The 14704-nt window shown below is 66.2% G+C and carries 16 protein-coding genes; 10 read left to right on the top strand and 6 right to left on the bottom strand.

Features of this window, described 5'->3' with window-relative positions:
• Positions 1-16: 16 nt before the first annotated feature.
• Together BLR75_RS17950 and BLR75_RS17945 are read left to right on the top strand one after the other, a co-directional pair.
• Entirely contained in the window at positions 17-898 is an 882-nt protein-coding gene (locus tag BLR75_RS17950) for an ABC transporter permease subunit (RefSeq protein WP_090416118.1), read from the top strand.
• Positions 895-1767: an ABC transporter permease subunit gene (locus BLR75_RS17945; RefSeq protein ID WP_084311618.1), complete on the top strand. Its 873-nt coding sequence runs from the start codon at positions 895-897 to the stop codon at positions 1765-1767. The genes BLR75_RS17950 and BLR75_RS17945 overlap by 4 nt, the downstream gene beginning before the upstream one ends.
• Before the next feature lie 385 nt (positions 1768-2152).
• Here BLR75_RS17945 and BLR75_RS17940 read toward each other — a convergent pair whose 3' ends face one another.
• Both BLR75_RS17940 and BLR75_RS17935 read right to left on the bottom strand, forming a co-directional pair.
• Entirely contained in the window at positions 2153-2662 is a 510-nt protein-coding gene (locus BLR75_RS17940; protein WP_084311619.1) for a transcriptional regulator, read from the bottom strand.
• Between the two features lie 65 nt (positions 2663-2727).
• Positions 2728-3303 (bottom strand): DUF6436 domain-containing protein, encoded by a 576-nt coding sequence (locus BLR75_RS17935; RefSeq protein ID WP_084311620.1) that lies wholly within the window; start codon positions 3301-3303, stop codon positions 2728-2730.
• Positions 3304-3414: 111 nt separating this feature from the next.
• On the opposite strand from BLR75_RS17935, the gene bipL reads away from it, so the two are divergent.
• A complete protein-coding gene (gene bipL, locus BLR75_RS17930) occupies positions 3415-4353 on the top strand; it encodes a phospholipase BipL (protein ID WP_084311621.1) in 939 nt (312 codons plus the stop codon).
• 156 nt (positions 4354-4509) lie between these two features.
• Here bipL and BLR75_RS17925 read toward each other — a convergent pair whose 3' ends face one another.
• Positions 4510-5244 carry a hypothetical protein gene (locus tag BLR75_RS17925; RefSeq protein ID WP_084311622.1) on the bottom strand — a complete coding sequence of 245 codons (735 nt, stop codon included), beginning with the start codon at positions 5242-5244 and terminating at the stop codon, positions 4510-4512.
• Between the two features lie 98 nt (positions 5245-5342).
• Here BLR75_RS17925 and BLR75_RS17920 point away from each other — a divergent pair, with 98 nt between their 5' ends.
• The 3 genes from BLR75_RS17920 to BLR75_RS17910 all read left to right on the top strand — a co-directional run bounded on the left by BLR75_RS17920 (position 5343) and on the right by BLR75_RS17910 (position 7082).
• The gene (locus tag BLR75_RS17920; RefSeq protein WP_084311623.1) at positions 5343-5966 is read left to right on the top strand and encodes a 2OG-Fe(II) oxygenase; all 624 of its coding nucleotides are present in this window, start codon (positions 5343-5345) and stop codon (positions 5964-5966) included.
• Between the two features lie 79 nt (positions 5967-6045).
• A complete protein-coding gene (locus tag BLR75_RS17915; RefSeq protein ID WP_084311624.1) occupies positions 6046-6540 on the top strand; it encodes a 2-thiouracil desulfurase family protein in 495 nt (164 codons plus the stop codon).
• A gap of 104 nt (positions 6541-6644) precedes the next feature.
• Complete coding sequence (locus tag BLR75_RS17910; RefSeq protein ID WP_084311625.1) at positions 6645-7082, top strand: DUF4399 domain-containing protein; 438 nt, start codon at positions 6645-6647, stop codon at positions 7080-7082.
• Positions 7083-7252: 170 nt separating this feature from the next.
• Here BLR75_RS17910 and serA read toward each other — a convergent pair whose 3' ends face one another.
• Complete coding sequence (serA, locus tag BLR75_RS17905) at positions 7253-8482, bottom strand: phosphoglycerate dehydrogenase (protein WP_084311626.1); 1230 nt, start codon at positions 8480-8482, stop codon at positions 7253-7255.
• Between the two features lie 195 nt (positions 8483-8677).
• Here serA and BLR75_RS17900 point away from each other — a divergent pair, with 195 nt between their 5' ends.
• The 4 genes from BLR75_RS17900 to BLR75_RS17885 all read left to right on the top strand — a co-directional run bounded on the left by BLR75_RS17900 (position 8678) and on the right by BLR75_RS17885 (position 12377).
• The gene (locus tag BLR75_RS17900) at positions 8678-10072 is read left to right on the top strand and encodes an FAD-binding oxidoreductase (protein ID WP_084311627.1); all 1395 of its coding nucleotides are present in this window, start codon (positions 8678-8680) and stop codon (positions 10070-10072) included.
• 152 nt (positions 10073-10224) lie between these two features.
• Positions 10225-10890, top strand: a complete 666-nt coding sequence (locus tag BLR75_RS17895; RefSeq protein ID WP_084311628.1) for a fumarylacetoacetate hydrolase family protein — start codon at positions 10225-10227, stop codon at positions 10888-10890.
• 82 nt (positions 10891-10972) lie between these two features.
• Positions 10973-11911: an SdiA-regulated domain-containing protein gene (locus tag BLR75_RS17890; RefSeq protein WP_084311629.1), complete on the top strand. Its 939-nt coding sequence runs from the start codon at positions 10973-10975 to the stop codon at positions 11909-11911.
• Positions 11912-12005: 94 nt separating this feature from the next.
• Positions 12006-12377: a NirD/YgiW/YdeI family stress tolerance protein gene (locus tag BLR75_RS17885; protein ID WP_084311630.1), complete on the top strand. Its 372-nt coding sequence runs from the start codon at positions 12006-12008 to the stop codon at positions 12375-12377.
• A 165-nt stretch (positions 12378-12542) separates the two neighbouring features.
• On the opposite strand, the gene BLR75_RS17880 is transcribed toward BLR75_RS17885, so the two are convergent.
• Together BLR75_RS17880 and BLR75_RS17875 are read right to left on the bottom strand one after the other, a co-directional pair.
• Positions 12543-13574, bottom strand: a complete 1032-nt coding sequence (locus tag BLR75_RS17880; protein WP_084311631.1) for a histone deacetylase family protein — start codon at positions 13572-13574, stop codon at positions 12543-12545.
• 78 nt (positions 13575-13652) lie between these two features.
• Complete coding sequence (locus BLR75_RS17875; protein WP_084311632.1) at positions 13653-14699, bottom strand: ABC transporter substrate-binding protein; 1047 nt, start codon at positions 14697-14699, stop codon at positions 13653-13655.
• Between the last annotated feature and the right edge of the window lie 5 nt (positions 14700-14704).

Raw genomic sequence — 14704 nt, 5'->3', positions numbered from 1 at the left:
CTCCGTCATGAAACGCCTGCCCAGGGGGCGGCATGCCGTGATCGGCGTGCCGTTCTTCTGGTTGTTCCTGTTCTTCCTGCTGCCCTTCATCATCGTGCTGAAGATCAGCCTGGCCGAGGCGGATGTCGCCATTCCGCCGTACACCGAGGTGTTCCAGTACGCCGACCAGACCCTGCAACTGGTGCTGAACTTCGGCAACTACGTGATGCTGACCGGCGATGCGCTGTACGTCGACGCCTATCTCGGCTCGCTGAAGATGGCGTTCATCAGCACCCTGATGTGCCTGTTGATCGGCTATCCGATGGCCTACTCCATCGCCCGTGCCAGCAAGGAAATGCAGACCGTGCTGCTGCTGCTGATCATGATGCCGACCTGGACGGCGATTCTGATCCGCGTGTACGCATGGATGGGCATCCTGTCCAACAACGGCCTGCTCAACAGCTTCCTGATGACCATCGGCGTCATCAGCGAGCCGCTGACCATCCTCAACACCAACCTGGCGGTGTACATCGGTATCGTCTATTCGTACCTGCCGTTCATGATCCTGCCGCTCTACGCCAACCTGGTGAAGCACGACATGAGCCTGCTGGAAGCCGCGTCCGACCTCGGCGCGAGCAACCTGACCAGCTTCTGGAAGATCACCGTGCCGCTGTCGAAGAACGGCATCATCGCCGGCTGCATGCTGGTGTTCATTCCGGCGGTGGGCGAGTTCGTCATCCCGGAACTGCTCGGCGGCCCCGAGACGCTGATGATCGGCAAGGTGCTGTGGCAGGAGTTCTTCAACAACCGTGACTGGCCGGTGGCGTCCGCGCTCGCCGTGGTCATGCTGGCGATCCTCATCGTGCCCATCATCCTGTTCAACAAGAACCAGGCGAAGGAACTGGAGGGCAAGGTATGAGCAAGCGCTGGTCCTTCCCGAACATCATGCTCATTGTTGGCCTGCTGTTCATCTACGTGCCCATGTTCATCATGGTCATCTACTCCTTCAACGCCTCCAAGCTGGTCACCGTCTGGGGCGGCTGGTCGCTGAAGTGGTACGTCGGCCTGCTGGACAACAACCAGCTGATCGGCTCGGTGTTCCGCTCCCTGGAGATCGCCGTGTACACCGCGGTCTCCTCGGTGATCCTCGGTACCCTGGCCGCCTTCGTGCTCACCCGCATCCCGCGCTTCCGTGGCCGCACGCTGTTCGGCGGCATGGTCACCGCGCCGCTGGTGATGCCCGAGGTGATCACTGGTCTGTCGCTGCTGCTGCTGTTCGTGGCGATGGCGCAGATGATCGGCTGGCCGCAGGAGCGCGGCATCGTGACCATCTGGATCGCCCACACCAGCTTCTGCTCGTCCTACGTGGCGGTAGTGGTGTCGGCGCGCCTGCGCGAGCTGGACCTGTCCATCGAGGAGGCCGCGATGGACCTGGGTGCCAAGCCGTGGAAGGTGTTCCTGCTGATCACCATCCCGATGATCGCGCCGTCGCTGGCGGCGGGCGGCATGATGTCCTTCGCCCTGTCGCTGGACGACCTGGTGCTGGCCAGCTTCGTCTCCGGCCCGGGCTCCACCACCCTGCCGATGGAAGTGTTCTCCGCCGTGCGCCTCGGCGTGAAGCCGGAGATCAACGCCGTCGCCAGCCTGATCCTGCTGACCGTGTCGATGTTCACCTTCTTCGCCTGGTACTTCACCCGCCAGGCCGAGGAACGTCGCAAGCGCGCCGTGCAGGAAGCCATGGAGGCGACCGCCACCGACTGGCAGAAGGGTTCGACAGCCACCGCCTGACGCCGTCTTGTCGGCCGGCTGATCCGGTTCTGTCGATGTACGGGCCACCTTCGGGTGGCCCGTTTTTGTTCGTGCCTCCGGGCGCGGGACTTATCGGAAATTTCTATGGCTTTTTGACGTCATCATCCTGCCGATCGCCGACTAGTATTTCCTTTGTTCGCTGGCGCTCTGCCGGTCCTTCTCCCCGCACCGGATCGGCTGCAGCCCATGAACGTCCTGCGCTCCACCGCGGGAGATGGCGCGGAATACAACACCCCGGTCCCTTGCGGGAAATAACGCGCCAAGGAGCTACGGCATCTCCTGCAGTTCCCCTGCAAGCGAAGAACCCCGCCATCCGGCGGGGTTCTTTGCCTGCGGGGCGTTCATGTCCCCACCGGCGGGCGGGTCACTCGACCAGCGGGATCTCGCGGCTGGTTTCGATCAGCGCAACGGCGTCGAGCTGGTCCTCGATCTGCAGGAAGCGCAGCGAGCGTTTCGGCGAGACTTCCTTGGCCATCCGCTCGACGTACTTCTCCTTCAGTTCCTGCTTGTCTTCCTGCAGGTCCAGCACGCGTTCCTGCAGCTTCTTCGCCTGGTCGTCGGTGATGTCGCCCTGGTGGGCGTTATAGGCGCGGGCGTAGTCGAGGATGATCGCCAGGGTGCCCTTGTTGAGCTTTTCCACCTCGGTGCGGTAGCTGTTGTAGATCCGCCAGAAGGCTTCGGATTCGCCGGCGGCCAGGCCCATGTTGGCCTCGACGATGCGCCGGCGCTTGTAGTCGATGTCGGCCAGGGTGTTCTGGATTTCCTGCTTGTGCTCGCTCATCACCTGCGAGGTGCTCGGCTGCGGGTCGGCGGCGGACGCTGCCAGCGGCAGGCCGAGCAGGGCGCAGAAGGCCAAAGCGGGGCGTAGTTGCATGACGTACTCCTTGGTGCGGAAAAGGTCCGTCGTGGACCGGCCGCAACAAGTGTAGCCAGCGTGGCTCAGTCCGCCGGGCGCGCCCAGGCGCAGTAGCAGCCCACCGCCAGGGTGTGGGTGGCCTCGACCTTGCGCCCGGCCACCAGCGCCTCGAGGATCGGCTCGATGAAGCTGTTCGCCGAGGTGCAGGTGGCGCCTTCGCTGTAGGGGCCGAAGTAGGCGAGCCGGCCCTGCGCATCCCAGATCGCCACCGCCGGGCTGGCCGGCAGCTGCTGCATGCCCGGCAGCGCGTCGAGCGGCTTCAGCGCGGCGAGGGTTTCCGGCAGCCTGCCGTGGCTGCCGGGCTTCTGCACGGCGAAGAACTCCACGCCCTGCGGGGCGAAGCGGCCGATCAGTTCGGCGAGGTGCTGCTGGTTGCCGACGTTGCACGGGCAGCCGGGGTCCCAGAAGTGCACCAGGCGGACCGGCCCCGGGCCCGCCAGTTCGCGGGGTAGCTGCAGGATGTCGCCGGAGAACAGCGTGGGCTGCTCGCTGAAGGGGCGGATGTAGCGCGACTGGAACCACCACCAGGCGGTCGCCAGGCTGGCGGCGCAGACGATCGCGAGCAGGCAGATGAGCAGGGTTTTGCGGCGGGAGGTCATGGCGAATACCGGTAAGATAGCCGCCAAGCTTGCCACGATGCGCCCTGCGGCTGAATATCCTGAAGGTGCGCGCGAGCGCTCCCCCGAACCATCCCGAAAGCGGAAACCCCGATGCCAGAAGTCTTCGAGCCCTCCCTGCTGCGTCAGCGTCTGCGACCACTGGCCGCAGCCGAGCTGGATGGCGACATCTGCCGCTACCAGCGTTTCTACGGGCTCGACCTGTCGCGTCACTACCCAGGCGCGGAAAGCCGCCTGGGCAGTTTCCAGGCGGGCGGCTACCGGATCGCAGCGCAGTACTGGCGGCCGCCGCTGGCCAGGGGCAGCCTGCTGCTGCTGCACGGCTACTACGACCACATGGGGCTGTACCGGCATGTGGTCGACTGGGCATTGCAGATGGGCTTCGCCGTGCTGGCCTGCGACCTGCCGGGGCACGGGCTGTCCGACGGCACGGTCGCCAGCATCGGCGACTTCGCCGAATACCAGGCGGTGCTGAACGGGCTGCTGGACCAGGCCGAGACCCTCGGCCTGCCGCAGCCCTGGCACCTGTGCGGGCAGAGCACCGGCGGCGCCATCCTGCTCGACTACCTGCTGACCGGGGCGCCGCGCCCCGACCTCGGCCAGACCATCCTCCTCGCGCCGCTGGTGCGCCCGCGCGCCTGGGGCTGGTCGAAGTTCAGCTACCAGGTGCTGCGGCCCTTCGTCGGCTCGATCCCGCGCAAGTTCACCGCCAATTCCAACGACGCCGAGTTCCTCGACTTCCTGCGCGAGCGCGATCCGCTGCAGCCGCGCATCCTGCCGACGGCCTGGGTCGGCGCGCTGGCGCGCTGGATTCCGCGTATCGAAGCGGCGGCGCCGACGCCGCAGAGCGTGCTGGTGGTGCAGGGCGACGAGGACGAGACGGTGGACTGGCGCTACAACCTGAAGGTGCTGGAAGACAAGTTCGAGCGGATCGACTGCCTGCTGCTCAGCGGCGCGAAGCATCATCTGGCGAACGAGAGCGAAACGCTGCGCACGCGCTACTTCGATTTTCTCAGCGAGAGACTGGGCTAGGGCGGGGGAGTAGGCGGGGGGAGCTGAAGTCGGGGGCGTTTCCCTTGATCCCTGCGCCTATTTCCTTCAGGCGCCACCCCCTTGCTTCAGCGGGAGAAGTCTATGAGAAAAGTTCCTCGGAATGGTCGCGTGGCCGCGTAGGACGCTTCCGGCGGCTCACTGGCCGCCGGCATCCACCGCCAGCCCGGCGCGCAGGGCGCTCAGCGCCGCCCGGTAGTAGTCCCGGCCCGCCGGCGATTCGGCGAAGTCGGCGAACTGCGCCAGCTCGCCGTCGGACAGCTCGCGATAGACGTAGAGCAGGGTATTGTCCAGGTCGGCGCCGATCTGCCCCATGAGCTTCTGCCGTTGTCCTTCGAGCATCTGCTGGGGCTGGCCGAGCAGGCCGGGCAGCATCTGGCTGAGGCTGTCGGCGGCGACCGCGGCGAGCGCCAGGCTGACCTCGGCGCCGGCCTCGCGGGCCGGAAGCACCTCGCCCAGGCGGCGAACCAGCTGGCGGCGCTGCTCGCTGGCCGGCTGGCGGGGCAGGCCGTTGGCGTGCTGGGCGAGCTGGTCGCTGCGGGTGGCGAAGGTTTCCGCGGCAGTCACCTTGCGTCCCAGCGGCGATTCGAAGAACGCCAGGGCGGCGGAACTGTCGGCCAGGTTCTGGCGCAGGCTGCCAAGGGCGCGCTGGTCGACCTCGGCCGGGGCGAAGCGGCGGTTGCTGTTGTCCACCAGGGTCTGGTACAGCGCCGGCGGCAGGTTGGCCTGGTAGCGCTTCTGCGCGGCGTGCAGCGCATCGTTGAAGTGCGCGCGCTGTTCCGGCCAGCCGGCGGCCTGGTACAGGCGCTGGTAGTCGTCGGCCAGGGCCGGCATGCCCAGCATGAGCAGGGTGAAGGCTAGCAGTACACGCAATTGGAGCTCCTCGGGGCGGCGGGGACGTCGCCGCCGGCTATTGTCGGCAAGCCGTGCCTCGCTTGTCGAGACGCATGCGCCGGACGTTACAATGGCGCATGTCTTTCCTCCCTGATCCTTCCCTCCTGCAGCGCATCGTCGACGACGTGGCCGAACGGGGCTGGTCGCGGCAGGACGCCTTCCTGCCCGCCGAGCTGACCGCTGCCCTCGCCGGGGAATGTCGCGAGCGCGACCTCGCCGGCCGGCTGAGCGCGGCCGGCATCGGTCGCGGCGAGGGCCTGGAAGTGCGCGAGGGCATTCGCGGCGACCGCATCCAGTGGCTGGAGCCAGGCCAGTCGCCCAGCTGCGACCGCTACCTGGCCGTCCTGGACGCGCTGCGCCTGGAACTGAATCGCGGTCTGTACCTGGGCCTGGAGGATTTCGAAGGCCACTTCGCCCTCTATCCGCCGGGCGCCTTCTACCAGAAGCACCTCGACCGCTTCCGCGACGATGACCGGCGCAGCGTGTCGGCGGTGTTCTACCTCAACGCGGACTGGCAGGCGGAGCAGGGCGGCGCGCTGCGCATGTATCTGCCCGGCGGCGAGGAGCGCGACGTACTGCCGCTGGCCGGCACGCTGGTGGTGTTCCTTTCCGCCGACCTGCCCCACGCGGTGCTGCCGGCGACGCGCGAGCGGCTGTCGCTGACCGGCTGGTTCCGCCGCCGCGGCAACGGACCCTTCTGAGTGCCGTCCGGCAGCAAGGGATTTCCCTGCGCGAAGTCGACGGTCTAGTCTGGATCGCTCGGCAACGGAGTTTGCAGCCATGCAGAAAGTCCTCGTCAGTCGCTGTCTGCTGGGGCATCAGGTGCGCTACGACGGCGGTGCCCACGGTCCCTTCGATATCCTCATCCGCTGGCAGGCCCAGGGGCGGGTGGTGCCCCTGTGTCCGGAAGTCGCCGGTGGGCTGCCGACGCCACGACCGCCGGCGGAGATCGCCGGCGGCCAGGGCGGCGAGGTGCTGGAAGGCTCGGTCAGGGTGACCACGGTGGACGGCGAGGATGTCACCTGGGCGTTCATCCAGGGCGCCGAACAGGCCGCCGAACTGGTGCGCCGCTACGAGATCCGCATGGCCGTGCTGAAGGCGCGCAGCCCGTCGTGCGGCAATCGCGAGAACTACGACGGCAGTTTCAGCGGGCGGCGGGTGGCCGGCGAGGGCGTGACCGCGGCGGCGCTGAAGCGCATGGGCGTGCTGGTGTTCAGCGAGGAAGAACTGGATGCGGCGGCGGTGTGCCTGGCCGGTCTGGAGGCCGGCGGCTGAAAGATGCGGTAAAGGCCCGACTTTGAGCCTCGCGCCGAAGACCTCTATGCTGACTGTTCTTCCGGAGGGGGATCCCTCCGTCGTTTCAGCATAAGGAGAAATACATGAAAGCCTTGTTGCCTTGCCTTGGTCTCGCCGCACTGCTGGGCGCCTCTTCCGCCGCCCTGGCGGCCGATGCCCCGCCGCGCACCCCGGCCCCCGAAGGTGCGAAGGTGTACTTCATCGAGCCGGCCGATGGCGCGACCGTCGGCAAGACCTTCACCGTCAGCTTCGGCCTCAAGGGCATGGGCGTGGCGCCGGCGGGCACCGATGCGCCGGCCACCGGTCACCATCACCTGCTGGTCGATGTGCAGGAGCAGCCGGCGATGGACAAGCCGCTGCCGGCGAACGACCACATCCGCCACTTCGGCAAGGGCCAGACCGAGACCGAGCTGACCCTGCCGCCGGGCAAGCACACCCTGCAGCTGCTGGTGGCCGACAAGAACCACGTGCCGTTCAACCCGCCGGTGGAGTCGCAGCAGATCACTGTCAACGTCAAGTGAGCCTGGAAGGCCGAAGCTTTTCGTAGGACCGAGGGGGACGCCCAGTCCTTGCTCGCGAACCGCGTCATTGCGGATTGTTCGCGAGCAAGCTCGCTCCTACAGGGCAAACGCCCGGCGCGTAAACGAAAAAGGAGGCCGAAGCCTCCTTTGTTCTTTCCAGCGAGCAGCGCTTAGAACAGCACGCGGCTGCGGATGGTGCCGTTGACGTGCTGCAGCTTCTCCAGCGCCAGGTCCGAGTACTCGGCGTCGACGTCGATCACCACGTAGCCGACCTTCTCGTTGGTCTGCAGGTACTGGCCGGAGATGTTGATGCCGTTGTCGGCGAACACCTTGTTGATTTCGCTCATCACGCCCGGGATGTTGGCGTGGATGTGCAGCAGGCGGTGCTTGCCCGGGTGCGACGGCAGGGCCACTTCCGGGAAGTTGACGGACGAAACCGAGGTACCGTTGTCGCTGTACTTGACCAGCTTCTCGGCCACTTCCAGGCCGATGTTGGCCTGCGCCTCGGCGGTGGAGCCGCCGATGTGCGGGGTCAGGATCACGCGATCCAGGCCGCGCAGCGGGCTTTCGAATTCCTCGTCGTTGGACTTCGGCTCGACCGGGAACACGTCGATGGCGGCGCCGATCAGGCGCTCTTCCTTGATCGCGTCGGCCAGGTGGTCCAGCTCGACCACGGTGCCGCGGGCGGCGTTGATGAGGATGCCGCCCTTCTTCATGGCGCGGATTTCCTTCTCGCCGATCATCCACTGGGTGGACGGCAGCTCCGGTACGTGCAGCGAGACGATGTCGCACATGCCCAGCAGTTCGTGCAGGTTGCCGATCTGTACCGCGTTGCCCAGCGGCAGCTTGGTCACCACGTCGTAGAAGTAGACCTGCATGCCCAGGGCCTCGGCCAGAACCGACAGCTGGGTGCCGATCGAGCCGTAGCCGACGATGCCGAGCTTCTTGCCGCGGATCTCGAAGGAGTTGGCCGCCGACTTGATCCAGCCGCCGCGGTGGCAGGAGGCGTTCTTCTCGGGGATGCCGCGCAGCAGCAGGATGGCTTCGGCCAGCACCAGTTCGGCCACCGAGCGGGTGTTCGAGTAGGGCGCGTTGAACACCGCGATGCCGCGTTCGCGGGCGGCGTTCAGGTTGACCTGGTTGGTGCCGATGCAGAAGCAGCCGACGGCGATCAGTTTCTTCGCGCAGTCGAAGACTTCCTCGGTCAGCTGGGTGCGGGAGCGGATGCCGATGAAGTGGGCGTCGGCGATCTTTTCCTTCAGCTCGTCACCGGACAGTGCGGTCTTGAGGTACTCGATGTTGGTGTAGCCGGCGGCCTTCAGGGTGTCCACGGCATTCTGGTGAACGCCTTCGAGGAGAAGGAATTTGATCTTGCTCTTGTCGAGAGAGGTCTTGCTCATCTGCGTAAACCCGTTGTCCCGTGGGGAAATTGACTTGAACCGAACAGCGCGGATGGAACCGGCCGGCACCTGGCAGCTCGGCGCCAGGTGGCACTCTGCGTGGGGTGCGTATGCTAGCATGTTCTCCCTTTTCCTTGCCCGGTTGCGACCTGAGCGGTTCTCAGGACGACCATGAACCAAATGAGAGTTCCTTCAATGACCCGCGAAGCCCTGATCGAATCGCTGAAGCCCCTGGTAGAGCCCGGCAAGCTGCTGACCGACGCCGATTCCCTGGAGGCCTACGGCAAGGACTGGACCAAGCATTTCGCCCCGGCGCCGCTGGCCATCGCCTTCCCGAAGACCATCGAGCAGGTGCAGGCCATCGTCCGCTGGGCCAACGAGCAGAAGATCGGCCTGGTGCCGTCCGGCGGCCGTACCGGGCTGTCCGCCGCCGCCGTGGCGGCCAACGGTGAAGTGGTCGTGTCGTTCGACTACATGAACAAAATTCTCGATTTCAACGCCTTCGACCGCACCGTGGTGTGCCAGCCGGGCGTGGTCACCAAGCAGCTGCAAACCTTCGCCGAAGAAAACGGCCTGTACTATCCGGTCGATTTCGCTTCCTCCGGTTCCAGCCAGATTGGCGGCAACATCGGCACCAATGCCGGCGGGATCAAGGTGATTCGCTACGGCATGACCCGCAACTGGGTGGCCGGCCTGAAAGTGGTCACCGGCAAGGGCGACCTGCTCGAGCTGAACAAGGACCTGATCAAGAACGCCACCGGCTACGACATGCGCCAGCTGTTCATCGGCGCCGAAGGCACCCTCGGCTTCGTCGTCGAAGCCACCATGCGCCTGGAGCGCGCGCCGAAGAACCTCACCGCGATGGTCCTCGGCACCCCCGACTTCGATTCGATCATGCCGGTGCTGCATGCCTTCCAGAGCAAGCTCGACCTCACCGCCTTCGAATTCTTCTCCGACAAGGCGCTGGCCAAGGTGATGGCGCGCGGCGACGTGCCGCCGGCCTTCGAGACCGACTGCCCGTTCTACGCCCTGCTGGAGTTCGAGGCCACCACCGAGGAAGTCGCCAACGAGGCCCTGGCCACCTTCGAGCACTGCGTCGAGCAGGGCTGGGTGCTGGACGGCGTGATGAGCCAGAGCGAGCAGCAGCTGCAGAACCTGTGGAAGCTGCGCGAGTACATCTCCGAGACCATCTCGCACTGGACGCCGTACAAGAACGACATCTCGGTCACCGTCGGCAAGGTCCCGGCCTTCCTCAAGGACATCGACGCCATCGTCGAGGCCAACTACCCGGACTTCGAAGTGGTGTGGTTCGGCCACATCGGCGACGGCAACCTGCACCTGAACATCCTCAAGCCGGAGAACCTGTCCAAGGACGAGTTCTTCGCCAGGTGCGCTACCGTGAACAAGTGGGTGTTCGAGACCGTGCAGAAGTACAACGGCTCGATCTCCGCCGAGCACGGCGTGGGCATGACCAAGCGCGACTACCTCGGCTACAGCCGCTCGGAAGCCGAGATCGGCTACATGAAGGCGCTGAAGGCGGTCTTCGATCCGAACGGGATCATGAATCCGGGGAAAATCTTCCCGGTCTGATTGTGCGCTCGCAAGCTGCTTCAATTCGCTCCGAAGCGGCTGCGATTAGCTGGATTCCCGCGTTCGCGGGAATGACGAAGGTGTGTTGAGCTTCTCGCGGCACCGTCATCCTCGCGAATGCGGGGATCCAATGAACCATTCAGGAGTCGACCATGAGCTACCAGCACCACTACAGCGACGGCACCCCGATCCACTTCCCGCTGGGCAAGGTGGTCTGCGTCGGGCGCAACTATGCCGAGCACGCGAAGGAGCTGAACAATCCCATCCCCAGCGAGCCGCTGCTGTTCATCAAGCCGGGCTCCTGCGTGGTGTCCAGCGAGGGCGGCTTCTCCATTCCCGAGGAGCGCGGCGCGGTGCACTTCGAGGCGGAAATCGCGGTGCTGATCGGCAAGCCGCTGTCGCCCCAGCCGAACCGCGAGGAAGTGCTGGACGCCATCTCCGGCTACGCCCCGGCGCTGGACCTGACCCTGCGCGACGTGCAGGCGCGGCTGAAGGAAAAGGGCCTGCCCTGGGAGCTGTCCAAGTCCTTCGACGGCGCCTTCGTGCTGGCGCCCTTCGTCAGCGCCGACCAGTTCCCCGACCCGGCCGACATCGGCATCCGCCTGAGCATCGACGGCCAGGTGCGCCAGGACGGCAACAGCCGCGACATGCTCAACCCGATCGTGCCGCTGATCCAGTACATCAGCGGGCACTTCTCGCTGCAGCCGGGCGACGTGGTCTCCACCGGCACGCCGGCGGGCGTCGGTCCCCTGGAGCGCGGCAGCGAACTGCTGCTGGAACTGCCGGGCGCCAGCCGCTTCGCCACGCGGGTCCTCTGAACCGCTCTCTTCGGGCCGCGGCGTGCGCGGCCCTTCCCTGGCCGGGCACATGGCCCGGCGCCTGACAGAACAAGAGTCATAGATGACCAAGGCCCTTACGTTTCTCCGCGCACGCTGGCTGCTGCTGGCGATCCTCTTCATCCTGCTGCTGCTCGCCGTGCTGACCCGGCTGTTCCACTGGGACGACCGCGCCCGCCTCTGGTACCAGGAGCAGTACACCAGCCAGCAGGAGCGCGCCGAAAGCATCTGGCTGCCCGGCTACCGCGCGGTGATCCAGGGCAAGCCGCTGAAGGGCGGCCTGGAGGGCGAGGAGACGTCCGACCTCGCCTACAACCCGGTGACCCGCACCCTGTTCACCGTCACCGGCAACCGTCCGCTGCTGGCCGAACTGTCGCTGGATGGCGAGGTGCTGCGGGTGATCCCGCTGCTCGGCCTGAGCAACCCGGAGGGCGTCGCCGTGCTGGAGGACGGCAACATCGCGATCACCGACGAGCGACGCAATTCGCTGACCATCTTCCACGTCGACCCGCAGACCCGCGAGCTGCGCACGGCGAAGCTGGGCGAATTCGAGCTGGGCAACCTCGGCAGGAAGAACAAGGGCTTCGAGGGCATCGCCTGGGACCCCCGCCGGCAGCGCCTGGTGCTGGGCCGCGAGCGCGACCCGATGAGCCTGTTCAGCTGGGCCAGCGACGGCGGTTCGAGCCTGGCCGGGGCGATGCAGCCGCTGCCCAGCGACCAGCTGTACATGCGCAACGTCTCCGCACTCAGCGTCGATCCGCGCACCGGGCACATGCTGGTGCTGTCGGCCGAGTCGCACCTGCTGCTGGAGCTCGACGAGAAGGGCGAGCCGGTCAGCTTCATCAGCCTGCTGGCCGGGCTCAACGGCCTGCACGAGAAGATTCCGCGCGCCGAAGGCGTGGCCATCGACGAGCAGGGCACCATCTACATGGTCAGCGAGCCCGACCTGTTCTACGTGTTCCGCAGGGAACCGGCGCCCGGCGAGCAGGCGGCGCGGGAGTGATCTTCGTCTTAAGCCTGGATTAAGCGCCGATTCAGGCTGACTTCAGCGGTTGTGGCTAACCTGAGCTCATCGAAACCAGCCAGGAGGCTAACCCATGAAACTTCGCGACTTCTCCCTGCTCGCCGCCACCACCCTGTTTTCCGCAGCCACCCTGGCCGCCGGCTACACCGGCCCGGGCAGCGAGGCGCCGCGTGCCGCCAGCACCCAGGTGACCACCGTCAAGGCTGCGGAAGCCGCCGCCGACGATACCCCCGCCGTACTGGAAGGCACCGTGGTCAAGCGCATCCGTGGCGAGCACTACGAGTTCAAGGACGCTACCGGCAGCATCCGTGTCGAGATCGACGACGAGGACTGGCCGAGCGGCGCCCAGGTTTCCGACAGCACCAAGGTGCGCCTGGTCGGCGAAGTGGACAACGACCGCGACGGTCGCGAGATCGACGTGGACCGGGTGGAACTGGTCCAGTAACCGCAACTTCCCGCGAAAGCGCCGGCCCTGTGCCGGCGCTTTCGTTTGCACCTCGGGATATCCCCAGGAGCCGGGTGGATGGCGCTCTTCCATCCACCATTCGAGCTATCCGCACCCGCGATGGTGGATCGATGGAGCCTGATCCACCCTACGATCAACGCTCCCTCAGGTGCGGCTCTCGAACCCCTGCAGCACGTTCACCGCATTGATGCCGATTTCCTCCACCGCGTAGCCGCCCTCCATCACGAACAGCGTCGGCAGGCCCAGCGCGGCGATGTGCTCGCCCATGCGCAGGTAGTCCGGGCTGTCCAGCTTGAACTGCGAGATCGGGTCTTCCTTGAAGGTATCCACGCCGAGGGAAACGATCAGCAGGTCCGGCGCGTAGGCCCTGATCTGGCGGATCGCCGCCTGCAGGGCGAGGCTCCAGACCGACCAGTCGCTGCCGGATGCCAGCGGGTAGTTGAAGTTGTAGCCCTCGCCGACGCCCAGGCCCTTCTCGTCGGCGTAGCCGAGGAAGTAGGGGTACTCGAAGCGCGGGTCGCCGTGGATCGAGGTGAACAGCACGTCGGCGCGGTCGTAGAAGATGTCCTGGGTGCCGTTGCCGTGGTGGTAGTCGACGTCGAGGATCGCCACCCGGCCGGCGCCCTGGTCCAGCGCGGCCTGGGCGGCGATGGCGGCGTTGTTGAAGAAGCAGTAGCCGCCCATGTAGTCGACCGAGGCGTGGTGTCCCGGCGGGCGGCACAGCGAGAACACCGGGCCGGCGCCGCGGGACAGCTCGGCCAGGCCGGTCAGCGCCACGTTCACCGAGCTGGTGATGGCCTGCCAGGTGCCGGCGGTGATCGGTGCGCCGGCGTCGAAGGAGTAGTAGCCGAGGCGGCCGTCGATGCAGTCCGGCTCCTTCTGCCGCAGCCGCCGGGTCGGCCAGGCGATGGGCAGCATGTCGTGGGTCCGCCCGGTGGCCAGCCAGTCGCGCCAGGCGTGCTGCAGGAAGCGCACGAAGCCCTCGCTGTGCACCCGCAGGATCGGCTCCAGGCCGAAGGCGCGGGGCGTCTGGATGTCGCCGAGATTCACCGCCTTCACCCGGTCGAGCACCATGTCGGCGCGGCTGGGCTTCTCGTAGCAGGGGGTGAACTGGCCGTCGATCAGTTCGTGCTGGCCGTGGTGCAGGCGATGGTCGTCGCTGTAGATGGTCAACATCGGGGATTTTCCTCGGGCAATGGTCGGCCGCGCCCCCGGCGCTGCGGAGGCTCGCGTTGATGTGGGCCTGCGTGGCGCTTATTTCTTCAGCTTGGTCCAGACCTTCGAGCGCAGCGCCATGGCCTTCGGCGAGCACAGCTCGAAGGGCTTCAGGCGGTCGAGCTTGTCGGCCGGAGTGTTGATCGCCGGGTCGTCGAACAGCTCCTTCTCCATGAACTTGTCGGAGCCCTCGATGGCGTTGTTGTACTTGGCGAAGTTGGAGGCGGCGGCGATGTTCTCCGGCTGCATCATCCAGTCGAGGAAGACGTGGGCTTCCCTGACGTTGGTGGCGTCCTTGGGAATCGCCAGGTTGTCGATGAACAGGCGGATGCCTTCCTTCGGATAGACGTAGGTGAGGCTGGCGCGCTGGGCGTGGGCGCGGTGGAAGGCGCCGTTCCACTGCTGGTGCATGGACACCTCGCCGGCGGCCATGCGCTCGATGGTGCCGTCGCTGTTGTACATGGCCAGCATCGGCTTCTGCCTGAGCAGCAGCTCCTGGATCTTCAGCGCCTCCTTCGGATTCTCGGTGCATTCGCTGACGCCCAGGTAATAGGAGGCAGGTGCATACAGCTCCTCGATGGAGTTCAGCGCCACCACCTTGCCCTTCAGATCGGCCGGCGGCTCGAAGAACGGCTTCCAGCTTTCCTCCAGCTTGCCGCCCGGCACCTGGGCGCTGTCGTAGCTGTAGCCGGTGGTGCCCCACAGGTAGGGCACGGTGTAGTCGTGGCCGGGGTCGTAGTTGAGCGTTCTGAACTTGTCCTTGAGGTTGGCCAGGTTCGGCAGCTGCGACTTGTCGAGCTTCTGCAGCAGGTCTTCCTTGATGAAGATCTCGATGAAACTGTCCGACGGCACCACCACGTCGTAGGCGCCGCCGCCGGCCTTGAGCTTGGCCAGCAGGGTCTCGTTGCTGTCGTAGGAATCCAGCGTGGCGTTGATGCCGGTGTCCTTCTCGAATTTCTTCAGCAGTTCCGGCGGGAAGTAGTCCGACCAGTTGGCGAAGTGCAGGGTGCCTTCGGCCTGGGCCTGGCCGGCGAGCGCCAGGCCGGCGAACAGGGAAAGCGCGAGCGGGGTGCGGCGGAAATTCATCGGTG

Source organism: Pseudomonas jinjuensis, from assembly GCF_900103845.1.
GTDB lineage: Bacteria > Pseudomonadota > Gammaproteobacteria > Pseudomonadales > Pseudomonadaceae > Pseudomonas > Pseudomonas jinjuensis.
Note: the sequence above shows the minus strand (reverse complement) of the source record. Positions and strands in the feature narration are given on the sequence as shown.